This is a genomic window from Rathayibacter sp. SW19, assembly GCF_030866825.1.
GTDB lineage: Bacteria > Actinomycetota > Actinomycetes > Actinomycetales > Microbacteriaceae > Rathayibacter_A > Rathayibacter_A soli.
This window is the reverse complement of record NZ_CP133020.1, coordinates 2,684,340-2,709,086: the sequence shown is the minus strand read 5'-3', so window position 1 is coordinate 2,709,086 and position 24,747 is coordinate 2,684,340. Positions and strand designations below refer to the sequence as shown.

Genomic DNA, 24,747 nt, shown 5'->3' with positions numbered 1-24,747 from the left:
ATCAGCGCCTAACCTGTTCAGAATCCGCTGCGCGCCTCGCGGATGGGGCATAGTATGACCGATGCGCGCGCTGCACACTCCTGGCGAGCGTTGTAATATATCGGTATTAGCGGCAGCGGCCACACGCACGCGCCCGAGCACCGTCACGACGCAGTAACTGCCAAAAGCCAAGGGGCACGTCAATGACTTTCAATGCGTTACAAGGACCAACTCACCGACTCGATCTGGCGCCGACCAACACCATCGCCGACCAGGTCGTCGAGGAGATTCTGCGCGCGATCGACGCGGGGGAGTATGCACCCGGCGACATCGTGAATGACGTGGAGATGGCGGCACGTTTCGGTGTGTCCCGCACGCCGGTGCGGGAAGCACTGCAACGCCTGCGCGTTTTCCGAGTCATCGAAACAGCGGCGAGCAGATACACACGCATCACGAGGCCGGACAGAGGCGTGCTCATCGAGGGCCGTATCGTCTGGGTTGCTCTGCTTGGCGCCGTAATCGACGAGGTTGCCGAGAACGCGCCTACTGCCCTGATCGATGAACTCGAGCAAAGCCTGATGGCGCTTCGCGAAGCGATCGACAATTCAGACGGAAATGGCGCGATCGCGGGCGTACAGACATACCTTCGCAGCCTGATGCGATACTCGCATAACCGAACTTTGCTTGAGGCACTGAGCGCTTATCTGCACCAGTTCGGTCTCGCCGTGCGCTCCATCGGCGGCACGCATGCCGCGGAGCTGATCGCTGTGCTGTTCGCGGTCGACGGTCGGCATTCCCTCTTGCAAGAGTTGGCCGACGCTCTGCGTGCCGGCGATGTCGCAGCATGCCGCGACGTGCTCAGGAGCATTCAGCGGCAAGGCGTGCCGACGGAGGAGTCGCTGCTCGGTCTTGCGTGAGCGGGGCACCTCTAGTCGCATCGGCGGTCGAGGTGTAGCGTGACAGACACGCGCAGAGGGGGCTCTCATGTCGGATACTGAACCGCACCGAAACGAAATTGTGCACGGGGGCACGCAGGCCGGGCATCCGAATCGCGGAAAGATCATCGGAATTACGCTCGCGGCTGCACTTGGCGGGCTGCTGTTCGGATTCGATACGTCCGTCATCAACGGTGCGGTTGACTCGATCAAACACGAGTTCACCCTCGGAGACGCCGCGATCGGTTTCACGGTAGCCATCACCCTGCTCGGCTGTGCAGTCGGGGCGTGGTTCGCAGGTCAATTGGCTGACCTGTGGGGACGCAAGCCGGTCATGGTGATCGCCGCAATCCTGTTCGTCGCAAGTTCGATCGGGTCCGGGCTGGCATTCTCCGACTGGGAGCTGATGATCTGGCGACTCATCGGAGGGCTGGCGATCGGCATCGCGTCAGTGATCGCGCCTGCATACATCGGCGAGATCGCCCCGGCCAAGATGCGTGGTGCCCTGAGTTCGCTGCAGCAGTTGGCGATCACGCTCGGCATCTTTCTGGCTTTGCTATCGGATGCCGCACTGGCCGGCCCTGAGGGCAACGCACTTCGAAGCCTGTGGTTCGGGGTGCCCGCCTGGCGCTGGATGCTCCTTGTCGGAGTAATTCCAGCGGTGATCTACGGAATCCTCGCGCTGACCATCCCGGAGTCGCCTCAGTTCCTCATCCGAAAAGGCCGAGATACCGAAGCGCTCGCCGTCGTGCGCAACGTGACCGGCGCAGCCGACCCGGACGCCCGGCTGGCGGAGATTCAGGACAGTCTCGAGGCGGAACGACGTGCCCGCTACAGCGACCTGCGCGGAAAAGCCTGGGGGCTCCAGCCGATTCTGTGGGTCGGCATCGGCATGGCTGCGTTCCAACAATTGGTCGGCATCAACGCGATCTTCTATTACTCGACAACGCTGTGGAAGTCGGTCGGATTCAGCGCATCCGACTCGTTCACGACCTCAGTGATCACCTCGATCATCAACGTCGTCCTCACCTTCGTCGCGATCTTCTTCGTAGACAAGGTCGGCCGCAAACTACTGCTGCTCTGGGGCTCGGGCGGCATGTTCGTCGGCCTCGTTCTCGCCGCTGTCTCATTCTCGCAAGCGCAAGGGTCAGGAGCCGACATCACGCTTGCGCAACCGTGGGGCGTGATCGCACTGATCGGTGCGAACCTATTCGTGATCTTCTTCGCTGCGACCTGGGGGCCCGTCATGTGGGTCGTCCTCGGAGAAGTCTTCCCGAACAAGATCCGCGGTTTGGGGCTGGGCATCGCGGCGGCGTTCAACTGGATCTTCAACTTCCTCGTCACCCTGCTGTTCCCGATAATGACGGCCGCCGTCGGGCTGGGTTTCGTCTACGCCGGCTTCGCATTCTTCGCTGTGCTGTCGTTCTGGTTCGTCAAAGCGCTCCTACCGGAGGTCAGCGGCCTCGAGTTGGAAGACAAGGGCAAGCTCACCCACATGCACCGGGACCACGCAACGGCCTAGAACGAGTCAGCAGGCCAAAACTGACCGGCGCCACGAGCGCCGCCGCGCAGATGTTATGATTCTTGATGCACCTCGCATGTCGAGGTGACTACGCGTGCCCGCAATGCCGATCACCGCGTGATCGCAGAGGCAGTCGCATCCACCGGTCCCCGATGAACACGAGTTCATAAACACGAGTTCATAAAAATCGGGGCGGATGTCTGTCGGGCACCAGGAGTGGGATCAACCGATCCGCACAAAAACCGAATGACACCGTTGCAGCCACGCGCTGTGCGCTGTCAAGAATAGGAGAACGGCCATGGCCGTCGTAACAATGCGCCAGCTGCTCGACAGCGGCGTCCACTTCGGACACCAGACCCGCCGCTGGAACCCGAAGATGAAGCGCTTCATCCTGACCGAACGCAGTGGCAGCTACATCATCGATCTGCAGCAGTCGCTGACCTACATCGACACGACCTACGACTTCGTGAAGGAGACGGTCGCGCACGGGGGCACCATCCTGTTCGTCGGCACTAAGAAGCAGGCACAGAACGCGATTTCCGAGCAGGCGACGCGTGTCGGCCAGCCCTATGTCAACCAGCGCTGGCTGGGCGGCTTGCTGACCAACTTCCAGACCGTCTCCAAGCGTCTCGCGCGCATGAAGGAACTCGAGGAGCTCGACTACGAGGGCACGACGAGCGGTTTCACCAAGAAAGAACTTCTGATCAAGAAGCGCGAGCTCGACAAGCTGCACAAGTCACTTGGCGGCATCCGCAACCTGACGAAGACGCCGAGTGCCCTGTGGGTCGTCGACACCAAGAAGGAGCACCTCGCGATCGACGAAGCCAAGAAGCTGGGCATCCCGGTCATCGGCATCCTCGACACGAACTGCGATCCCGACGAGGTGCAGTACCCGATTCCGGGCAATGACGACGCCATCCGTTCCGTCAGCCTGCTGACGCGGATTGTGGCGGATGCGGCGGCAGAGGGCCTGATCCAACGCCACCAGAAGCCGGAGGAGGGCGAAGAGCCCGCTGAGCCGCTTGCCGAGTGGGAGCGCGAACTGCTGCAGGCCTCGGAAGACGACATGCCGACGCAGTCCAGCGCCGACACCGAGAAGGTCGCGAACCTCAATGAGGCCAAGAAGGAGGCGACGACCGCTGAGGTCGCCACGGCTGAGCAGGTCGAAGCAGCTGCAGATGAGCCCGCCGTCGTCGAGACTGTCGCCGTTGAGGACGCCGCAGACGAGCCCGTCGCCGTCGAGGCTGAGGTCGTCGAGGAAGCCGGCGAGACCGCGACAGCGTCCGAATAGACCTTTTCTTCAATTCAAGGAGTTCACACGTAATGGCAAATTTCAGCGTTGCCGATGTCAAGACGCTGCGCGAGCAGCTGGGCACGGGAATGGTCGACACGAAGAATGCGCTCGTCGAAGCGGAGGGCGACCTCGAAAAGGCGACGGAGATTCTGCGACTCAAGGGGGCGAAGGGTAACGCGAAACGTGCCGATCGCTCCACGAGCGAGGGCCTCGTCGCCGCGAAGGAGAACGGCAGCACCGCAACGCTGATCGAGCTCGCATGCGAGACTGACTTCGTCGCAAAGGGTGAGAAATTCATTGCCCTGGCAGACAAGCTGCTCGAGGCTGTAGCTGCTGCCGGTGCAACCACAGTGGAAGCCGCGCTGGCGGCGCCCGCGAAAACGTCGGCCGGTGACGGGACTGTCGCGGAGTTGATCGACGGCGAAGCCGCCATCCTCGGCGAGAAGATCGAACTGCGTCGCGTCGCGGTCGTCTCCGGCGAGCACTTCGCGATCTACCTGCACAAGACATCGAAAGATCTGCCGCCGCAAGTGGGTGTCATCGTCGGATACAGCGGGACGGATGCCGAGACGGCGCGCAGCATCGCCCAGCACATCTCGTTCGCCAACCCCGAGTATCTCGCCCGTGAGGACGTTCCCACAGACGCCGTCGAGAACGAGCGCCGCATCGTCGAGGAGATCTCGCGCAACGAGGGCAAGCCCGAGGCCGCGCTGCCGAAGATCATCGATGGCCGGCTGCACGCTTACTTCAAACAGGTCGCGCTGCTCGAGCAGGACTACGCAAAAGACAACAAGTTGGCGGTTGGCACCGTGCTGGCTGACGCAGGCTTGACCGTCAGCGGCTTTGTTCGCTTCAAGGTCGGCGCCTGACGCCGCCAGAAGCGCATCGGTAGCGGAGGAAGCCCGGATCCCTTGCGGTCCGGGCTTCCTCGCTCTGTGAGCGGCACGGGTGACGGAAGCGCGCCGCGGCACGCTAGTTTTAGACAGGGTCTGACGGAAGGACGCACACATGACGGAACTACCGAAGAGGCGCCGAGTCCTGCTCAAGCTCTCAGGGGAGGCGTTCGGAGGGGGTTCCCTCGGCGTCAATCCAGACGTCGTAAGCGCTCTCGCCCGCGAGATAGCGCGCGCTGCAGAAGACGTCGAAGTCGCGATTGTCGTCGGCGGTGGAAACTTCTTCCGTGGTGCTGAGCTCAGCCAACGCGGGATGGACCGCGGTCGCGCCGACTACATGGGCATGCTGGGAACAGTCATGAACGCATTGGCTCTGCAGGATTTCCTGGAGCAGGCCGGTGCGGCCACGCGTGTTCAGTCGGCCATCTCGATGACTCAGGTCGCGGAACCGTACATTCCTCGTCGTGCAGAGCGGCACCTTGAAAAGGGCCGCGTCGTCATTTTCGGTGCAGGAGCCGGACTCCCGTATTTTTCAACAGATACCGTCGCCGCCCAGCGGGCGCTCGAAATCGATGCAGACGTCGTGCTCGTTGCGAAGAACGGCGTCGACGGCGTGTACAGCGCCGATCCGCGCACGAACCCCCAAGCGGTGAAGATCGACCGAATCACCTATCAAGACGCGCTGCAACAGGGGCTCAAGGTCGTCGACTCGACCGCGTTCAGCCTGTGCATGGACAACGGGATGCCGATGCAAGTGTTCGGCATGCAGCCAAGCGGGAACGTGACGGCTGCAATTCTCGGCAAGGCACTCGGCACTCTGGTCTCCAACTAAGCTGGACCCAATCGATCTTTCAAAGGAGTGACCGTGATCGCGGACGTACTTTCGGCAGCGGCCGAGCGCATGGGTAAGGCTGTCGAAGTCGCGAAAGACGACTTCGCGACCGTGCGGACCGGCCGTGCGAATCCGCAGTTGTTCCAGAAAATCCTGGTCGACTATTACGGATCGCCGACCCCGTTGGGGCAACTTGCGTCGATGCAGAATCCGGAAGCGCGAATGCTGGTCATCACGCCGTACGACAAGAGCGCACTCAAGGAGATCGAGAAGGCGATCGTCGCTACGCCGAACCTCGGCGCGAATCCGAGCAATGACGGAACGATCATCCGGGTGACGATGCCCGAACTGACGCAGGATCGGCGCCGCGAATACGTGAAGATCGTGCGCAGCAAAGCCGAAGACGCCAAGGTCTCCGTGCGCAACGTGCGCCGGAAGGCGAAAGATGAACTCGACGGCCTGAAGTCTGAGTTCGGCGACGATGAGGTGGCTCGCGGCGAAAAGGAATTAGAGCAGGTCACCAAACGCCACGTGGATGCCATCGACGAGGCACTCGGGCGCAAGGAAGCCGAACTGCTCGAGGTATAGGCAGCCATGGCGAACGATCCGTCGCAGGACCCGGACAGGCCCGCTTCTCCTACGGGAACAGGGCATCCGTCGCACGCCGAATTCCGAGCCCAGGTGAAATCGACCCGCGCCGACATCGAGCGCCAGGTGCAGGCGACGAAGGCGCAACTGGATGCGACCAACGAGCGCATTCGGGCACGCACCGGCCGCAATCTGATTCTCGCCATTCTGATCGGCCTCGCGTTCGGCGCCGTCCTGTTGATCAGCTTGATCTTCATCAAAGAGATCTTCATGGTCGTGGCGGCGGCCTGCGCTGCGTTCGGCGCATTCGAATTGACGCACGCACTTCGTGGGGCGGGCTACCTGCTTCCGCGCGTGCCAACTGTCATCGCAGCGGTCGCGATCATCCCCGCCGCGTACTACGGTCAGGAGACCGGCCAGTTGGTCGCGCTCGGTGCAGGCCTCGTGCTCTGCTGGGTGTGGCGCCTGGCGATGGCGATCTCACCCCGTCATCGCACCAAGCGAAGCGCGTTAGGCAGAGATCTCGGGGCAATCGCCTTCGTGCAGATGTATGCCGCACTGCTGGCGAGCTTCTCGGTGCTTCTGCTGGAAAAGGATGGCGGTCAGTGGTGGACCCTGGCTTTCATCGTCCTTGTGGTGGCGGCGGACACCGGTGCGTATGCCAGCGGATTACTGTTCGGTAAGCATCCGATGGCTCCGTCGATCAGCCCGAAGAAAACCTGGGAAGGCTTTGCGGGCGCCGTCGTGACCAGCATCATCGCCGGCGTTCTGCTCGCCGTCTTCATGGTGCATCAACCTGTCTGGTTCGGCGTGATTTTCGGGGTCGTGATTCTGCTGACAGCAACTCTCGGCGATCTCGCAGAGTCGCTGATCAAGCGTGACATCGGCGTGAAGGACATGAGTTCCTGGTTGCCGGGGCATGGGGGATTCCTGGACCGGCTCGACTCGATTCTGCCCTCGGCCGTGGCCGCGTACGCGTTGTTCCAGATATTCGGCTAACGGATTTGGCAGAATAGGGCGGTGAGCACCTTTCCGACCGCCCGAAAGTCCAAGCCGGGTTACAAGACCGCGGAGGTCGACGCGTTCCTGAATCGCGCTCGGGCGTCCTACGACGGAACAGACGCAGACCTCGCGCCGCTGACGGCGGAGGAGATTCGGCACACGGCGTTCTCGATGCACAAGGGTGGGTATGCGACCGAACTTGTCGATGCCGCCCTGGAGCGCCTCGAGGACGCATTCGCAGCGCGCGAACGCGAGCATGCATTGACCGACGCTGAACGGCAGCAGCGACTCGAGGAGGCGCGTGCTACGGCCCAGGTGATCATCAACCGCCTCAGCCGCGACGAGGGGCAGCGCTTCGCGCGCACGAGCTTCCTCTCGCACGGCTACAACCGAGCGGATGTTGACCGGTTCAGCAAGCGCTTGCTGCGCTACTTCAGGGACGGCAAGCCGATGAGCATCGATGAGGTGCGCACGGCTGTCTTTCGCCCGAAGCGGGGCGGGTACCGCGAAATTCAGGTCGACTTGCTGCTTGACAGCGTGACGGATGTGATGCTGGCTGTTCGCTGAGTTTGCGTGTTCGGGTTGGCATGACGCCTCGATCTTCGTTATGGTTTTGTGATCGTGGGTAGGCATCAAGGAACAACGACGCCCCTTGCACCAGCGAAGCCGGTCGGGGTCGTCCGTAAGGGACCCCACTCGCATCTTGCTTCAACGCCCGCGGCCGATGCGCGCAAGGGGCCGCCGACGCAGCCGAATTCTGACGGCACGAAGCGCTCAGGGCGTCGCAATAAGTCCCGCCCGTTCTTCGTCAGCCTGGCCTTCCTCGCGGCTGTCGGCTTTCTCCTGGTGAACATCGTCGATCCATACTCGGGTGCGACGGCCTCTCCCGATTTCGCGCTCGGGCACAGCGATCGATTCGAAGGTCAACCGATCCAAGACCTCGCCGTCGCCGCCGGCTACGAGAACACGGTAACCCGTGAGGCATATACCGTGAAGGAAAAGCCGAAACCACCACCACCGCCTCCTGTTGTCGTGGTTCCGTCCTCGTCGTCCGGCTCCGGCGGTGCGCCCGCCGTCGGCACACCGGACCCCGGGAGCGCTCAGGCATATGCGTTGACCGCCCTACAGGCCCGCGGAATGGGAAACGACCAGTTCAACTGCCTGGTCGCCCTGTGGAACCGTGAATCTCACTGGAATGTGTACGCCTACAACGCCGGGAGTGGCGCGTACGGCATTCCTCAGGCTCTTCCCGGCAGTAAAATGGCGTCGGCGGGTGCGGATTGGCAGACGAGTGCGGCAACCCAGATCAACTGGGGCCTCGGCTACGTGATCGGCCGCTACGGAACCCCGTGCGGGGCGTGGAATCATTCGGAGTCGACCGGCTGGTATTAGCGGTACGCAATCTGCGGCGGCGCGATCTTCTAGACTGGACTCATGCCGCGCAGCAACCGACCCCGCGGGCGAAAATCCCCTCAGGCCTCCCACCTCGCGGCGGCAGACGAGGACGAGTTGACGCTGAACCACCTCATGTCGGGGTGGCGCCGCACGGAGCAGCGCCGAGGCTTCGCCTGGAATGTACAACCGATTTCATCGGCCCAGGCGGTCAAGACCTACGTCTGCCCCGGTTGTGAGCAGGAGATCGACCCGGGCGTCGCTCATGTTGTCGCGTGGCGAGCGGATGGCGTACTCGGCGATGCCTCCGATATTGCGGCCCGCAGGCACTGGCATGTGCACTGCTGGAAAGTGAGTTGACGTCCGTGAAACAGATGCAGGATCCGCTCGAACTCCGCGGCGGCGTGGAACTGCCCGCGCGACGCGAGAACATCGAGCTGCACACGGAAGACGGACTCACACTCGTCGGAGAGCTCGCGCTGCCTATCGAGCGTGACCCGGTGGCAACCTTGGTGACGCTGCATCCGCTGCCGACCGCAGGTGGCTTCATGGATTCGCACATCCTCCGAAAGGCTGCGGCGCGGTTGCCCGCGCTGGCTGAGGTGGCCGTGCTGCGTTTCAACACCCGCGGAACCCATTCTCCGCGCGGCACCAGTGAAGGCAGCTTTGACGGCGGTGGTGCGGAGCGCCTCGACCTCGCAGCGGCAATGGCATTCGTTCACGAACGTGGCTTGCCGCATCCGTGGCTCGTCGGATGGTCGTTCGGCACCGAGATTGCGCTCAAGTACGGCAGGCAGCATCCGATCGACGGTGCGATCTTGCTCTCACCACCGCTGCACAGGGCGACCGACGCAGAGCTCGCGGCGTGGGCGGACGACCCGCGCCCGTTGATTGCGCTGATTCCGGAGCACGACACGTATTTGCAACCGGAAGAAGCGCGGAAACGGTTCGCGGTCGTGCCGAACGCGCGTGTGATCGCCGTCGAAGGCGGCAAGCATCTCTGGGTGGGGGAGAACCTCACCAAACGCGTGCTGAGCGAAATCGTGGCCATTGTCAACCCGGCGGCGTTGCCGTTGCCGACGCACTGGTCGGCAGAGTCGTTGCCGACGCACTGGTCGGCCGAGCGCTGACCGCTACGGATTTGTCAGATTTCGTTCTGGTGCGGAATCACGACCTGCTTGATGATGAGCATGATCGAGGCAGCCACCGGAATTGCGATCAACGCGCCGAGGATGCCGAGCAACGAGCCGCCCGCCAACGCCGCGATGACGACGACAGCGCCTGGCACCGAAACCGCACGGTTCATGATGTTCGGGCTCAGTACGTATGCCTCGATCTGCATATAGACGATGTACCAGATGGCGGCCACGAGCGCTGTCAACGGCGACGCGAGCAGCAGTGAGAGCAGAACGATGATCACGGACCCGGTGAGGGTTCCCACAAGGGGGACCAGCGAGAACAGGAAAGCGATCACGGCTAGCAGCAGGGGGAACGGTGCGCCGATGATCGTCAGGAAGATCGCGCTGAGAATACCGTTGCACAGTGCCAGCGTCACCTGCCCCATGACGTATTTGCCGACAGAATCTGAGATCTGCTCCGCCAGGTCGGAAAAGCGTGCGCGCTTCGACGCGGGCACCAGCTCATACGTTGCGCGCTTGATGTTGTTGAGCGATCCAGTGAAATACAACGTCAGAATGAGCACGATCACGCCGCCGAAGAATCCGCTGACGATGCCGATTCCGGCCTGCAGGATGCCACCGGTGATGCCGCCGACATTCTTCTGAATGTAAGACCAGGCCTGTTGCAGCGCTTCGTCGAAGTTGATTGCGGGGAATTGATGTTGAAGGTCTCGGTACCAGGTCTGGTAGGTTCCCGTCTCGACGAACTTGGTGACTTGTTTGACCAACTGGGTCGACTGGTCGACGATGATCGGCACGATCGCCCACATCAGCAGTGCAAGCAGGCCGACAAGCACGACCACTACGATCAACAGCGCCGCCCAGCGGGGAGCCTTCCTGCGCTCGATGAAGCCGACGATCGGTTCGAGCCCGAGGGCCAGAAACAGTGCGGCACCGATATAGGTGAGGATCGTCGACAGGCTGACAATCGACGTCAGGATGAACAGGCCGAGCCCGACCCCCAGCGTTCCGATCAATCCGAGGCGGAACGCATTTTGTATTCTCATGCCGACTATCCCCGCTTCTTGGTCAGCTGTTGTCTGCTGCGACCTGCTCCGCTTGAGTCAGGACCCCCCTGAGAGACTCGAAATAGCCTGCGACAGCCTCGCGCTCGATCCTAATCTGAGAAAGCCGTTCTTCGGCATCCGAAACGAGAATTCTCGTGCGTTCGTCCGCTTCCTCGATGATCGCCTTGGCTCGATCTTCCGCACTGCGCACGATCTGCTGTGCCGTCGCGTCTGCGTCCTTGCGGGCGTTCTTGACCTCTGCCCTCGCGTCGGCCTCGACCGAGTCGGATTCTTCCCGCGCTTGTGCTGTGCGCTTGATCGCTTCGGCAAGTTGGTGGTTCGCGTCGTCCAGGTAGCTCTGAGTCTGTGCGACAGCGTCCTGGTGGTTCTTCAGGTGCTCTTTCTCCGCTTCGTCGGCGCGCGCCTTCAGCTCGACGTCGAGGTCGATGCGCGCCTGCTCGGCTTCGTGTGTACGGCGCTGTGCCTCGGCGAGGATGGTCGCCCGTGTGGTCGCGAGTTCTTCTTCGAGGGCGTTTTTGCTCTGCTCGCTTTCATGGGCGAATTCCGCGCGGGCGTTGCTCAACTCGTGCTCGAGATCGGAACGGCGCTGGTCGATCTCGCGTGCGAGCGCGGCTCGTGCCTGCTCCATCTCGTTCGCCAGATCGATGCGCGCTTGCTTCGAATCAGCAGCAATGTCGAGCCGAGACTGCTCACCTTCGCGCTCGAGCGTCGAACGCGCCTTGGCCACTTCGTCTGCGGCTTCAGCGCGCTGGGCAGCCACTTCGCGTGCCACCGCTTGGCGCACCTGCTCCGTTTCTGCGTTCAGGCCCTCCGCGGTCTGCCGCGCCTCAGCGGCCTCGCGAACGGCAGCAACCTTGAGCTCTGCCGCCTCCCGCTCGACCTCTGCGCGCACGGCTGCTGATTCCCGCTTGCTTGTCGCGCGCAACTCCGCCGCCTCCGTCGCGACGGCGCCGCGGATGGCCGCGGCCTCACGAAGTGCGTCTTGGTTCAGCTGGTCGCGTTGGTGCTTGGCCTTCGCGACGATCTCGTTCGCTTCGATCTGAGCGTCTTGCACTGTTGTCTCCGCGCGAGCGTGCGCATCTGCCAGCACCCTGTCTGCCTGCTCCGCTGTGGTGCGGCGGGCTTTCTCGATTTCGGCGGCGACTGTTGCGCGCAACTTCTCTGCATCAATGTCGGCCTGGGCGATCATTCGAGTCGACTGTTCTTCTGCGACGCGCAGCGTGTTCTCCAACTTGGTGCCAAGGCCCGAGAACGTCGGTGAGCCGACCTCTTCTATCTCAGCGTTCAACTCCTCGATGCGGGCGTTCAGACGTTTGATCTCTTTCGCAGTATCCGCGCCTTGCGTGTTGGCCTTGATCAGTTCTCTGCGCAGGTCCTGGAGGGCTTTGTCGACCTCATCCTTGTCGTAGCCTCGGAAGACTTGGGTAAACTCTGACTCGTCGGTGGGCACTGTGAACCTCTCCCGTGTAATTGGGGTGTGTGGGGGCGCAGGCCGGGGGCGCCTGCAAGCTCATCCGATCCTAGTCTCGGTGAGCGATCGCTGCACCCGCTGCGGGTTCAGACATCTATGATGCGCCTCCCAGCGTCAGCCGCTAGCCTTGACTGTCTTTGATTGTTGCCGTGAGCGCCGACGTGTCTGCGCCACTGGTGCGGTTTCAACCCGAGTGGGCGCATCCGGTGCCCAGCCGCACGTCGGCTCCCCGTCGCACGCGGCGGAATCGCGAGCCGGTCGACAACACAGAAGGAGCTTTCGTGCGTCTTGTTTTGGCCATCGTGACCTTTGTGGTCGCCGCGGCGTTGATCGGCATCGGGATCGCCGAGCGAACCATCTGGGCCTCGCCTAGCAGCCTCGTCGCACAGGCGACGGTCACCGGGGATGCACCGTTCACCGTCATCGACGGCGCCGTGCTCAACTCCCATCCGGGACAGCAAACCCTGTTGGTCAACGGTGCAAAGCAGTCCTTCGTCGCCTACGGGCGCACCGCGGATGTGAAGGCCTGGCTCGGTGATGAGCGGTATGCCAAGTTGTCATACAAGCCGGCAACCAATGTGCTGACGTCGAGCATCGTGACACCGAACAACTCGGCGGATGTCTTCTCGAACACCACCCCGGGCTCCGGTGCGACTCCGGGTGCGACTCCGGGTGCAACTCCGGGTGCAACCGCCACCCCGACCCCATCACCGTCACAGGTGGGTGCCACCGGCGCGACCGGCACGGCGGATGCCACTGCGAACACCGCGAAAAAGCCGGGGCCGAACCCTGTGGGCTCCGATCTGTGGCTTGAGCAGTTCGTCGGGCAGGACGCCGCGATCACCAAGATGAACGTTCCTGACAGCATCAGCGTAATCATTGCCAGCGATGGCACCGCTGCCGCACCGAAGTCGGTCGCGGTGGTCTGGCCGCTGGACAATTCGACGCCGTGGTCGGGGCCGCTCATCGTCGGCGGCGGCATTCTGCTGGTCGTTGGGCTCGTTCTCTACCTGTTCGCGCTACGCGGCATGCGGCGGGCGCGAGGGCCGCGACGCAACAGCGGGGGCCCGAAGCCGCCGAAGCTGCCCAGGTCGGCGAAGTACAAGCCCACCGACGAGCTTGATTCGGGTCCGACGGATCGCCCGACGACCCGTCGGGCGATCCGCCGTAAGGTGGCCGTCATACCGGTCGTGCTCGCTGGGTCATTGCTGTTCACGGGGTGTTCCGCCCAATACTGGCCAAGTTTCGGGTCCGCAGCGACCCCGAGCAAGACAGCGACGGCGTTGGCCACGGATATCCCGGGGCAGGGAAAAGACGCGATGCCGCCCGCAGTGACTGCGCCGCAACTCGATGACATCGTGACGCGGATCTCCACGGTGGCAGCGGAGGCGGATTCCAAGCTCAACGCTGACCTGATCAAGACGCGCTTCACCGGACCTGCGCTGCAGGAACGCACGGCGAATTACACCATCCGTGCGAAAAACGCCAGTGCAGCCGCGCCGCAGGCGATTCCGGCTGGCCCAGTGGTGGTGGGTGTGCCGCAGGCGACAGATACGTGGCCGCGCGTCGTCGCAGCCGTCGTACAAGACAAGTCGAATGCGAAGAGCGCACCGATCGATCTGGTGATGGTGCAGCAGACGCCGCGTGATAACTATCTCGTCGAATATGCGATCACACTGCAAGCGGACGCGAAGGTGCGCGATCTCGCGCCGGTCACGATCGGCGCCTCGCTTGTGCCGCCGGACTCGAAGCTGCTGAAGATCTCGCCGAATGCGCTCGGCCCTGCATACAGTGATGTGCTCCTCAACGGCACCAAAAGCAAATATGCAGATCTGTTCGACGAGAAGTCCGACGGATTGAGTTCGCAGGTCGGCGCAGATTTCAAGGCCAAACAGATCTCGGAACTCGCTAAAACCGCGAGCCTCGCATACACCGCAGGCACAGGCACCGGGGACCCGATCGCGTTGGCCACAAATGACTCAGGTGCCATCGTCGCGACGAGCGTGACCGAGACGGCGACCGTGACGGTGGTTGAATCCGGTGCACGGGTCAGCGCGGGAGATGCCACGGCCGCCCTTGCCGGCGTTACAGACAGCGGCACAGGCTTGGCGACGACCTACGGCTACCAACTACTGTTTTATGTGCCCCCTGCAGAATCGAGTCAGAAGATCAGACTGCTCGGATTCAGTCAGGCGCCCATCTCAGCAAAGGAGACGTCATGAGCAACGCAATGCCCCCAACAGCAGGTCTCCGTGGAGCGATCGACTTGTCCCCGCTACTGAACTCGCAGGCGCCAGGCGCAACGCCGGGTGCCGCGCCGGGGGCGACGCCCGGCGACGGCGGAGTTCCCGGTGAGCCGATAACACTGCCCGGATTGGTCTTCGACGGCACAGACGCGAACTTCTCGCAGTTCCTGGATCTGTCGATGACGATCCCGGTGATCGTGGATCTGTGGGCGACCTGGTGCGAGCCGTGCAAACAGCTCTCGCCGATCCTCGACAAGCTGGTGAGGGAGTATGCCGGCCGGTTCGTGCTCGTCAAGGTCGATGTCGATGCGAACCCGCAACTGAGCCAGGCGTTCCAGGCACAGTCGATTCCGACCGTTGCCGCCCTGATCGGAGGTCGACCGGTCGCGTTGTTCACCGGTGCGATCCCGGAGGCGCAGGTTCGCGAAGTCTTTGTGCAAGTGTTGGAGCTGGCTCAGCAGAACGGCGTCACCGGGCAGGCGCAGGTTGACTCCGCCGGCGAAGACGACGCAACTGGGGAGCCGATGGAACCGGTCGCCGAGCCGCTGCCGCCGCTTCATCAGGAGGCGTATGACGCGATCGAGCGCGGTGATTACGCCGCAGCTGCCACTGCATATCGCACGGCGATCGCCCAGAACCCTCGCGACCACGACGCTGTTGCCGGGCTCGCCCAGGTCGGTCTCCTCGGCAGGCTGAACGGGCGTACGCTCGATGAGATCCGAAGCTCGGCCGCAGACAGGCCGCACGACATCGATGCTCAACTGGCCGTCGCAGACCTCGACTTGTCCGGTGGCCACGTCGAGGACGCGTTCGATCGCGTTCTCGACCTGTATCCAACGGTCGACGCCGCAGGCAAGAACACGGTGCGCGAGCGACTCCTGGAGTACTTCGAGGTCGTCGGCGTGGCGGATTCTCGCGTTGCCCACGCCCGGGCCCGGTTATCCGCACTTCTGTACTAGACCGAAGTTACGTATGAGTTGAGCCCCTACTTCCCCGTCGTTGCGGGGAGTGGGGGTTCTTTTGTATCAACAATTGTAGCCAGTAAAATAGGTGTGTTGAGCCATGATCTATCGTGATTAGCGTTTAGAATTATGGCGTGGCGAAGAACGCAACGGCGATGCATGTGGCCAAAGTGAGAACCAAGGCGGTCAACAAGGCTGGTGAGGAACGCGTCTACGAATCGGTGCTGCTGCGCCGCTCCTACCGGGAAGGCGCCAAGGTCAAACACGCGACGTTGGCGAACCTGACCGCGCTGCCGGACAGTGCGATCGAGGTCCTGAAGGCATCCCTGGCCGGCAAGAGTCTGATCGTCGCCGACGACAACCTGGAGGTGACCCGGTCCCTGCCGCACGGGCACGTCGCCGCCGTCTGGGCGCAAGCCCAGGCACTGGGGCTGCCGGCTCTGCTGGGCCCGGCGGGCAAGGCTCGGGACGTGGTGCTCGGTCTGATCATCGCCCGGGTCTGCAAACCGGCCTCGAAACTGGCCACGACCCGGTGGTGGGCCGACACCACCCTCGCCGAGGACCTCGGCATCACCGACGTCTCAACCGATGAGGTGTATGCGGCGATGGACTGGCTCGCGACCCGACAAGAAGCAATCGAGAAGAAACTCGCCCGCAAACACCTGGGCGAAGATGCCAACCCGGACCGGTTGGCGTTGTTCGACCTGTCCTCCTCCTGGGTCACCGGCACACACTGCGAGTTGGCGGCCCGCGGGTACTCCCGGGACGGGAAGAAGGCTCTGCCGCAGATCGAATACGGGCTGCTGACCGACCCCGCCGGCCGGCCCGTCGCGATCCGGGTCGTGCCCGGTAACACCGCCGACCCGACGGCGTTCCAGCAGATCGCCATCGAAATGAAGACGACGTTCGGTGTCAACGACATGGTCATGGTCGGCGACCGCGGCATGATCACCTCCGCCCGCATCCGGCAGCTGAAAGAGTTGGGCGGTCTCGGCTGGGTCACCGCACTGCGCTCCGTGTCGATCGCGGGCCTGATCGCGGACGGGTGCGTGCAACAATCCCTGTTCGATGACACCAACCTGGCCGAAATCCAACATCCCGACTATCCCGGCGAACGCCTGATCGCCTGCCGCAACCCTGCCCTGGCCGACAAACGCGCCTACAAACGTGAGCAGCTGCTGGCCGCGACCGAGGCTGACCTGACCGTCATCGCGACCGCCGTGACCGCGGGCCGACTCACCAAGGCCGGGCCGATCGGAGTCCGTGTCGGCAAAATCCTCGGCAAACACAACATGGCCAAACACTTCCAGCTCATCATCGACGACGGGCTGCTCACCTTCACCCGCAACCAACACAACATCGATGCCGAGGCGGCGTTGGACGGCATCTATGTGATCCGCACCAGTGTTCCGGCCGAGCAGATGGACACCGCCACCGTCGTCGGCACATACAAGTCGTTGGCGCACGTGGAACGCGACTTCCGCTCAATCAAGTCCATCGACCTGGACCTGCGGCCCATCTACCACTGGACAGAAACCCGAGTTCGCGCGCACGTGTTTCTGTGCATGCTGTCCGCCTACCTGATCTGGCACCTGAGGAACGCGTGGGCACCGCTGACCTTCACCGACGAGAACCGACCCGACCCGGCCGACCCCGTCGCACCCGCGAAACGCTCCACCGCCGCCCGCCGGAAAGCATCCACCGCCACCACCGACACCGGCGAGCCCGCCTACAGCTTCACCGCGTTGCTGGACCACCTCGCGACCCTAACCCGCAACCGGATCCACATCGCCGGCCACGACGACGAGATCGGCTTCGAACTGGTCGCCACCCCCACCCCGATCCAACGCCACGCGTTCGAGCTGATCGGCCAAACCATCCCTACCACGCTCAAGTAGCCAGAAACACCACCACAGTCAGCAGTAAAATCCCGGCTCAAGCCAGAGAAACCCGCCCTCAACCCGCGTAACTTCGGACTAGATCTACTGGCCCGCCGGCAGGAGCTAGGCGCGCGGGCGCAGCCACAGGCCGCCGAGCGGCGGCAATGTGATCTCCGCGGAAGCCGGGCGCCCGCCCCATGGCTCGTCTGTGGCGACGACCGCCCCGAAGTTGCCGACCCCCGACCCACCGAAGATTTCGGCATCCGTGTTCAGCAGTTCCTCCCACTGCCCCGCGAACGGCAGTCCGACTCGATAACCGACGTGCGGGTTGCCGGAGAAGTTCATCAGAACGGCGATCGGATGCCCGTCGTCCCAGCGCAGGAACGACACGACGTTGCGCTGAGCGTCGCCGCCGTCAAGCCACTCGAACCCGCTTGGATCGTTGTCGTGTCGCCACAGCGCCGGATTCTGGCGATACAGGCGGTTCAGCTGACGCACCAGGTCGAACAGGCCGCGATGGCTCGGTTGGTCCAAAATCCACCAATCGAGCCCGCGCTCCTCGCTCCATTCGCTGGGCTGCCCGAACTCCTGACCCATGAACAGCAGTTGTTTGCCGGGGTGTGCCCACATGAACGAGAGGTAGACGCGTACGTTCGCGAGTTGCTGCCAATGATCGCCGGGCATCTTCGACAGCAGTGAACCCTTGCCGTGCACGACCTCGTCGTGGCTGATCGGAAGCATGAAGTTCTCGCTGAACGCATACACGAACGAGAAGGTGATCTCGTTGTGATGGTAGGAGCGATACATCGGGTCTTCATGGATGTATTGCAGCGAGTCGTGCATCCAACCCATGTTCCACTTGATGCCGAAGCCGAGGCCGCCACTGGTCGTCGGTGCGGTCACTCCGCCCCAACTGGTCGATTCTTCCGCGATCATCACGATCCCGGGATTGCGCTTGTACGCGGTTGCCGTGGCCTCCTGCAGGAACGAGATCGCTTCGAGGTTCTCGTTGCCGCCGTGGATGTTCGGTTCCCATTGCCCGTCTTCGCGGGAGTAGTCGAGGTACAGCATCGAAGCGACAGCGTCGACACGCAGCCCGTCGACGTGGAACTCCTCGAGCCAGTACAGCGCGTTCGCGACCAGGAAATTGCGCACCTGTGGTCGGCCGAAGTCGAAGACGAGCGTGCCCCAATCCTTCTGTTCGCCGCGCCGCGGATCCGGATGCTCGTACAGCGCAGGGCCGTCGAAGCGTGCGAGCGCCCATTCGTCCTTCGGGAAGTGGCCGGGCACCCAATCCATCAGCACGCCGATGCCGGCCTGATGAAGCCGGTCGATCAAGTGGCGAAGGTCGTCCGGGTGACCGAACCGGCTGGTCGGTGCATAGTATCCCGTCACCTGGTAACCCCACGAGCCGCCGAATGGATGCTCTGCCAGCGGCAGGAACTCCACGTGCGTGAAGCCCAGCTCCTTCACGTAGTCGATCAGCTGGTCGCTGGCTTCACGGTAGCTCAGCCCGGGCCGCCACGAGCCGAGGTGCAGCTCGTACACGCTCATCGGGCCGTTGTGCGGATCGGACTGCTCCCGCGCGCGCATCCACTCCGAGTCTGCCCAGTCGTAGTGGGTCTCGACGACGATCGAGGCCGTGGCCGGGGACTGCTCGGCATAGCGGGCCATCGGATCTGCTTTGCGCAGCACGGTTCCATCCGCAGCGAGCAGTTCGAACTTGTACAGCGCGCCCGGCACGACGCCAGGGACGAAAAGCTCCCACACACCGCTGCCGCCCATACTGCGCATGGCGTGGCGTGTGCCGTCCCAATCATTGAAATCACCGATCAATCGCACGGCGCGGGCATTCGGCGCCCAAACAGCGAACGACGTGCCCGCGATGCTCCCGGTGACACCGGCGTGCTCGCGATAGTGCGCGCCGAGCACATCCCAGAGACGCTCGTGCCTGCCCTCACCGATCAGGTGCAGGTCGAGTTCGCCGATCGACGGCGCGTAACGGTACGGGTCGTCTGCCGTCCACGTCGGCGCGTGCGGATAGCGGGTTTCAACCAGGTAGTCGTCGGGCCCGAGAATGCTCAGGCCTTGCCAGATGCCATGTCCGACGTGGCCGAGGGAGATACGCGCGCCCGTTGTCGTGACCGCGCTCACGGCATCCGCAAGCGGTCGCAGCGCACGGATGACCGTGACGGGGTCGCGCACACCTTGTGCGGCAACGATGTGCTGCCCGAGCACCGCGTGCGGGTCGTGGTGGCGCCCCTCTGCAATCGCTTTCAACAACTCGTCCGGCAACTCGGGCAGGATGACGCCGCCTGCACCCTCGGGGATGGGACTCATGATTGGACCTCTCTCACGTGGAGGATATGAACCGGCTCAGTGAAGGCGTCAAGGCGCACGTAGTTGTCAGCACCCCAGGTCCAGCTCGCCCCCGTGACGAGGTCTTCGACATCGAAGCGTGCTCCTTCGGTGAGTCCGAGCTCTGGCAGGGCAAGATGCACGACGCTTTCCCGTACCGAATGCGGGTCGACGTTGGCCACGACGATGATCGAGTCCGGCCGGCCCGTTCCGGTGAATTCGGAATCGAGATGTTTGCTGAAGACGAGGATGGCGTCGTCCTCGCTGGAGTGCACGTGCAGGTTTCTCAGTTGCCCAAGTGCGGGGTGCTCTGCCCGCACGCGGTTCAGCATGGTCAGATACGGCGCTAGGGACACCCCGAGAGACTGGGCTTGCGCGTAGTCGCGCGGCCTGTATTCGTATTTTTCGTTGTCGACATACTCTTCCGCACCGGTTCGGGCCACATTCTCGAACAGTTCGAATCCGGAGTACACCCCCCAGGTCGGTGCAGCGGTGGCAGCGATGGCAGCGCGGATCTTGAACGCGGCGGGCCCGCCGAACTGGAGGTATTCCGTGAGGATATCCGGCGTGTTAACGAACAGGTTCGGCCGAAGGAAATCTGCGGTGTCGTGTGCGAGGGAGGCGAGGAACTCCTCGAGCTCCTGCTTCGTGTTCCGCCACGTGAAGTAGGTGTAGGACTGCTGAAAGCCGACTTTCGCGAGCGTTTGCATCACGGCGGGGCGGGTGAACGCCTCAGCGAGGAACACGACGCCCGGATCATCGGCGTTGACCGTGTGAATGAGCCACTCCCAGAAGTCCAGTGGTTTCGTGTGTGGATTATCGACCCGGAAGATGCGGATGCCGAGCGCCATCCAGTGCCGCACGATGCGCAGCACCTCGGTGCGAATGCCCCGCGGGTCGTTGTCGAAGTTCACCGGATAGATGTCTTGATACTTCTTCGGCGGGTTCTCCGCATAGCGAATCGTGCCATCGGGGAGTGTGGTGAAGAATTCCGGATGCTCGGTGACCCAGGGATGATCGGGTGAGGCCTGGAGCGCCAAATCGATTGCGACTTCGAGGCCGGCCTTGCGCGCCTTGCCGAGGAAGAAAGTGAAGTCCTTCTCCGTACCCAACTGCGGGTGGATGGCGTCGTGCCCGCCGCTTGACGCACCAATTGCCCACGGCGAGCCCGGGTCGGCCTCCCCAGCGTTCAAAGAGTTGTTGGGACCCTTGCGGAACGACAGCCCAATCGGGTGAATCGGAGGCAGATACACGATGTCGAAACCCATGTCGGCAATGGCAGGCAGTCGCTTGGCTGCGCTGCGGAAGGTGCCGGAGGTCCAGGTTCCGCTTCTTGTGCGTTTTGCGCCAACCGAGCGCGGAAAGAACTCATACCAGGATCCGACGCCGGCCGCCCTGCGCTCGACGAGCAGCTCGAGCGGCTCGGAGAGTGTCGATAAGCTGATGATCGGCCGCGCATCCAATACCCGTGTGAGCGCGACAGCGGACGCGGCGGCCAGCCGCGCGAGCGCAGGAGCTTTCGTGGCTGTGATCGCGGCTGATGCGTCCTTCAGCACCCGGCGCTGTGCAGCGCTGCGTGCTCGGTCAGCCGCCGCGCGCTTCAACAGGTCGGCGCCGATCAGGAACATGAGCTCGACGTCGACTCCGGCGGGGATCTTGAGTTGTGCGTCGTGCAGCCAGGTCGCGTAATCGTCGGCGAAGCCTCGCGCCTGAAAACGCCACAGCCCCTCAGCTTCCAACTGAACAAGCCTGCGCCAGCGATCGGTGCCAGGTGCGGCAGGCGCCATGCGGTACTCGGAGGCGGTTCCCGCCGGGTCGAACAGCAGAAGATCAACGCCGATCAGGTCGTGTCCCTCGCGGAACGCGGTCACTCCGAACGGCACGACTTCCCCCGCGAACGCCTTGGCAGGCCACCGTCCCGCGTTGACGGCCGGTGTGAGATCCAGGATCGGAATTCGCCCGATCGCAGGCTCGAAATCGTCGTTGGTCGTTGCCACACTCCGACCGTAGCGCCAATGGGCCCATGCGCGGGCGGCGTGTTCGCGTTTGCGGATTGTTTTGCTTGCTCCGATAGTGTTGCCGGGGTGAAAGCAATCCGTCAATTTACCGTTCGCGCCGTGATCCCCGAAGCGCTGGGGGCGTTGGAAGAGCTGGCGGCCAACCTGCGCTGGGCGTGGCACGAACCGACCCGCCAGCTGTTCAAGCACATCTCGGAGGAAGTCTGGGCTTCTACCGCGGGCGACCCCGTCGCACTGCTCGGCAATGTCGAGCCAGCGCGGCTTGCAGAGCTTGCTGCGGACGCATCCTTCGTCGAGTGGGCGAACTGGGTGCGCGAAGATCTGCGCCGTTACCTGAGCGAACCGCGCTGGTATCAGGGGCTGGCGGATGCGCCGGCATCGATCGCATACTTCTCACCCGAATTCGGCATCGCCGCTGCGCTTCCGCAGTACTCAGGCGGGCTGGGAATTCTGGCAGGCGATCATCTGAAGAGCGCCTCGGATCTCGGCGTGCCCTTGATCGGGGTCGGGCTGTTCTATCGATCGGGCTACTTCCGCCAGGCGATTTCGGCAGATGGCTGGCAGCAGGAAAGTTATCCACCCCTGGATCCGGACGGGTTGCCTCTCGTCGTGCTTCGGCACCCGGATGGCACCGCCGCACACATCGCGCTGGCTGTGCCGGGCGGCGGAGCCCTGCAAGCCAGGATCTGGACCACGATGGTCGGCCGGGTTCGCCTGTTACTGCTTGACACGAACATTCCCGAGAATCCGGAAGCACTGCGCTCCGTCACCGACCGGCTCTACGGCGGCGGCGGCGAACAGCGACTGTTGCAGGAGCTCCTCCTCGGCATCGGCGGAGTGCGCGCTTTGCGGGTTTGCGCAGCGCTGAAGGGAGGCCCTGAGCCGCATGTCTTCCACACCAACGAAGGACACGCCGGCTTTCTCGGTGTCGAGCGCATCTCAGGCCTGATCGGCGACGGGCTCGCCTTCGACGAGGCATTGCAGATCGTGCGAGCAGGCACGGTTTTCACAACGCACACACCGGTTGCGGCCGGAATCGATCGGTTCGAACGCACGCTGATCGAGCGGTATTTCAGTCAGCCGGAACTCCTGCCCGGCGTCGACACGAACGACGTGCTCGCCCTCGGGGCCGAGAACTACGAGGGCGGCTCGGCCGACGTGTTCAACATGGCGGTGATGGGGCTGCGACTCGCCCAACGGGCGAACGGCGTGTCGAAATTGCACGGCGCAGTCTCGCGGCAGATGTTTTCCGGGTTGTGGCCGGGGTTCGACGCAGAGGAGGTGCCGATCACCTCGATCACGAACGGAGTGCACGCCGCGACCTGGACAGACCCGGCGATGCAAGAACTCGCGGAGCGCCATCTCGGAACCGCCGATACCGCCCACGCGGATTGGCTTTCGCAGTCGCTGAGTGACACCGAACTGTGGTCTGTGCGTCAGCGGATGCGAGACAACCTCGTTCACGACGCCAGACGCAGGGTTGCGGCGGCCTGGCGGGCCGGTCACACCGGCACCATCACCCCGCCCTGGCTCGGCGAGATTCTTGATCCCGCGATCCTTACCATCGGTTTCGCGCGGCGCGTGCCCACCTATAAGCGTCTGACTCTGATGCTGCATGATCGTGCGCGTCTGCGCAGCATCCTGCTGGACCCGCAGAGACCGGTGCAATTGGTGATCGCCGGCAAATCGCATCCGGCGGACGAGGAAGGCAAGCGGCTCATCCAGGAGCTCGTGCAGTTTGCGGCACAGCCGGAACTGCGCGGTCGGATGGTGTTTCTGCCGGACTACGACATCGCGATGGCGAAGACTCTGTATCCGGGCACAGACGTCTGGCTCAACAATCCATTGCGCCCGCTTGAGGCGTGCGGCACGAGCGGCATGAAAGCGGCGCTCAACGGTGTGTTGAATCTGTCCATCCTCGACGGATGGTGGGACGAATTCTATGACGGTGAGAACGGCTGGGCGATTCCGTCCGCAGACACGGCAGGGGATGCCGCACAGCGGGACGCCCTGGAGGCGAACGCGCTGTATGACCTGATCGAGCACCGGATCGCACCACGTTTCTACGAACGGGGCGACGACGGCGTTCCGGCACGCTGGGTCGCGTCGATTCGGCACACCATTGCGTCGTTGTCGCCTGAACTCACTGCGGAGCGCATGGTGCGCGAGTACGTCGAGCGGCTCTACCTGCCTGCGGCGGCATCCGAGCGTGCGCTCACCCATGATGGCAATCGGCCGGCGCGTGAGCTGGCCGCGTGGAAGGCGCGGGTACGCGCTGCCTGGCCGGCGGTCACCGTCGTGCACGTGGAGTCCGGTGGCATCGATTCCGTGCCGCAGGTCGGCGATCAATTGCACCTGCGCGCGCACGTCGCGTTGGGCGACCTCACGCCTGACGATGTCACCGTCGAGGTCGTCTACGGCCACAGCGAAGGCGGCAGAGACCTCGTCGGCGCGCAGCATGAGGTACTGACCGCGATGGACGCCGGGGACACGACGCGCGCCTACGAAGGCACCATTCCACTGGAGAAGGCCGGGTCTTTCGGATACACGGTTCGGGTCACGCCGCGTAACGCGTTGCTCGCGTCGCCCGCCGAACTGGGTCTGGTCGCCGTCGCGGATTGATCGCGCTCGCCGCGGGCCGGTTCAGCGACCGATTGCGGCGAGGGTACCGCCCGTGACCGCGAGCAGGTCGTTCGGCGACAACTCGATGTCGAAACCACGGCGTCCGCCAGACACGAAGATCGTCTCGAACAGCTCGGCGGAATCGTCCAGCACGGTCGTCAGTACCCTCTTCTGACCGATCGGCGAAATTCCGCCGATCACGTAACCGGTCCTTCGCTCTGCCACTGATGCCTCAGCCATCCGTGCCCGCTTTGCACCGACCACCGCGGCGAGGGCGCCCAGATCCAACTGCCCGGAAACTGGAACGATGCCGACCACCAGCTCGTCATCGGCGTGCACCACCAGAGTCTTGAAGACACGCTCCGGTTCGACACCGAGCAGTGCCGACGCCTCGAGTCCGAATCCGGTCGTCGCCGGGTCATGCCGGTAACTGTGCGGCGTGAATGCGACGCCTGCGCGAGCCAGCGCGACGGTCGCGGGCGTGCCGGGGCCGGCATCCGGTCTACGAGTCAACTGCCCGCTCGTTCATCCTGGGCCTCGTTCACTC

The 24,747-nt window shown here is 63.5% G+C and carries 20 protein-coding genes; 15 read left to right on the top strand and 5 right to left on the bottom strand.

The genetic code is table 11. The features are described 5' to 3' along the window. Positions 1-182: 182 nt before the first annotated feature. The 11 genes from QU604_RS12555 to QU604_RS12505 all read left to right on the top strand — a co-directional run bounded on the left by QU604_RS12555 (position 183) and on the right by QU604_RS12505 (position 9,567). On the top strand, positions 183-896 hold the full coding sequence (locus QU604_RS12555; protein ID WP_308464967.1) for a GntR family transcriptional regulator: 714 nt from the start codon (positions 183-185) through the stop codon (positions 894-896). 67 nt (positions 897-963) lie between these two features. Further along, on the top strand, positions 964-2,436 hold the full coding sequence (locus tag QU604_RS12550; protein WP_308464966.1) for a sugar porter family MFS transporter: 1,473 nt from the start codon (positions 964-966) through the stop codon (positions 2,434-2,436). A 298-nt stretch (positions 2,437-2,734) separates the two neighbouring features. Next, positions 2,735-3,727 (top strand): 30S ribosomal protein S2, encoded by a 993-nt coding sequence (gene rpsB / locus QU604_RS12545; RefSeq protein WP_308464965.1) that lies wholly within the window; start codon positions 2,735-2,737, stop codon positions 3,725-3,727. 32 nt (positions 3,728-3,759) lie between these two features. Next, positions 3,760-4,599, top strand: a complete 840-nt coding sequence (tsf, locus tag QU604_RS12540) for a translation elongation factor Ts (RefSeq protein ID WP_308464964.1) — start codon at positions 3,760-3,762, stop codon at positions 4,597-4,599. A 139-nt stretch (positions 4,600-4,738) separates the two neighbouring features. Beyond that, the gene (pyrH, locus tag QU604_RS12535; protein WP_308464963.1) at positions 4,739-5,455 is read left to right on the top strand and encodes a UMP kinase; all 717 of its coding nucleotides are present in this window, start codon (positions 4,739-4,741) and stop codon (positions 5,453-5,455) included. Between the two features lie 33 nt (positions 5,456-5,488). Continuing rightward, positions 5,489-6,043 (top strand): ribosome recycling factor, encoded by a 555-nt coding sequence (gene frr / locus QU604_RS12530; RefSeq protein WP_308464962.1) that lies wholly within the window; start codon positions 5,489-5,491, stop codon positions 6,041-6,043. Between the two features lie 6 nt (positions 6,044-6,049). Then, complete coding sequence (locus tag QU604_RS12525) at positions 6,050-7,042, top strand: phosphatidate cytidylyltransferase (protein WP_308464961.1); 993 nt, start codon at positions 6,050-6,052, stop codon at positions 7,040-7,042. 21 nt (positions 7,043-7,063) lie between these two features. After that, the gene (locus QU604_RS12520; protein WP_308464960.1) at positions 7,064-7,612 is read left to right on the top strand and encodes a DivIVA domain-containing protein; all 549 of its coding nucleotides are present in this window, start codon (positions 7,064-7,066) and stop codon (positions 7,610-7,612) included. A 54-nt stretch (positions 7,613-7,666) separates the two neighbouring features. Continuing rightward, the gene (locus tag QU604_RS12515; protein WP_308464959.1) at positions 7,667-8,437 is read left to right on the top strand and encodes an aggregation-promoting factor C-terminal-like domain-containing protein; all 771 of its coding nucleotides are present in this window, start codon (positions 7,667-7,669) and stop codon (positions 8,435-8,437) included. Positions 8,438-8,479: 42 nt separating this feature from the next. Then, a complete protein-coding gene (locus QU604_RS12510; protein ID WP_308464958.1) occupies positions 8,480-8,797 on the top strand; it encodes an Rv1322 family protein in 318 nt (105 codons plus the stop codon). A 14-nt stretch (positions 8,798-8,811) separates the two neighbouring features. Then, on the top strand, positions 8,812-9,567 hold the full coding sequence (locus tag QU604_RS12505) for an alpha/beta hydrolase (protein WP_308468918.1): 756 nt from the start codon (positions 8,812-8,814) through the stop codon (positions 9,565-9,567). A 14-nt stretch (positions 9,568-9,581) separates the two neighbouring features. On the opposite strand, the gene QU604_RS12500 is transcribed toward QU604_RS12505, so the two are convergent. Both QU604_RS12500 and QU604_RS12495 read right to left on the bottom strand, forming a co-directional pair. After that, the gene (locus tag QU604_RS12500) at positions 9,582-10,622 is read right to left on the bottom strand and encodes an AI-2E family transporter (protein WP_308464957.1); all 1,041 of its coding nucleotides are present in this window, start codon (positions 10,620-10,622) and stop codon (positions 9,582-9,584) included. A 22-nt stretch (positions 10,623-10,644) separates the two neighbouring features. Then, the gene (locus tag QU604_RS12495) at positions 10,645-12,093 is read right to left on the bottom strand and encodes a DivIVA domain-containing protein (RefSeq protein WP_308464956.1); all 1,449 of its coding nucleotides are present in this window, start codon (positions 12,091-12,093) and stop codon (positions 10,645-10,647) included. Between the two features lie 302 nt (positions 12,094-12,395). On the opposite strand from QU604_RS12495, the gene QU604_RS12490 reads away from it, so the two are divergent. The 3 genes from QU604_RS12490 to QU604_RS12480 all read left to right on the top strand — a co-directional run bounded on the left by QU604_RS12490 (position 12,396) and on the right by QU604_RS12480 (position 17,220). Continuing rightward, entirely contained in the window at positions 12,396-14,336 is a 1,941-nt protein-coding gene (locus tag QU604_RS12490) for a DUF8094 domain-containing protein (RefSeq protein WP_308464955.1), read from the top strand. Further along, positions 14,333-15,319, top strand: a complete 987-nt coding sequence (locus tag QU604_RS12485; protein WP_308464954.1) for a tetratricopeptide repeat protein — start codon at positions 14,333-14,335, stop codon at positions 15,317-15,319. The genes QU604_RS12490 and QU604_RS12485 overlap by 4 nt, the downstream gene beginning before the upstream one ends. Before the next feature lie 137 nt (positions 15,320-15,456). Further along, entirely contained in the window at positions 15,457-17,220 is a 1,764-nt protein-coding gene (locus tag QU604_RS12480; protein ID WP_308464953.1) for an IS1634 family transposase, read from the top strand. A 105-nt stretch (positions 17,221-17,325) separates the two neighbouring features. Here QU604_RS12480 and glgB read toward each other — a convergent pair whose 3' ends face one another. Further along, positions 17,326-19,542 (bottom strand): 1,4-alpha-glucan branching protein GlgB, encoded by a 2,217-nt coding sequence (glgB, locus tag QU604_RS12475; protein WP_308464952.1) that lies wholly within the window; start codon positions 19,540-19,542, stop codon positions 17,326-17,328. Next, entirely contained in the window at positions 19,539-21,557 is a 2,019-nt protein-coding gene (locus QU604_RS12470) for a maltotransferase domain-containing protein (protein WP_308464951.1), read from the bottom strand. The genes glgB and QU604_RS12470 overlap by 4 nt, the downstream gene beginning before the upstream one ends. A gap of 87 nt (positions 21,558-21,644) precedes the next feature. Here QU604_RS12470 and glgP point away from each other — a divergent pair, with 87 nt between their 5' ends. Further along, positions 21,645-24,200, top strand: coding sequence for an alpha-glucan family phosphorylase (gene glgP, locus QU604_RS12465; protein ID WP_308464950.1), 2,556 nt, complete (start codon positions 21,645-21,647; stop codon positions 24,198-24,200). A 21-nt stretch (positions 24,201-24,221) separates the two neighbouring features. Here the strand turns inward: glgP and ybaK are convergent, their stop codons facing one another. Then, the gene (gene ybaK, locus QU604_RS12460; RefSeq protein ID WP_308464949.1) at positions 24,222-24,713 is read right to left on the bottom strand and encodes a Cys-tRNA(Pro) deacylase; all 492 of its coding nucleotides are present in this window, start codon (positions 24,711-24,713) and stop codon (positions 24,222-24,224) included. Between the last annotated feature and the right edge of the window lie 34 nt (positions 24,714-24,747).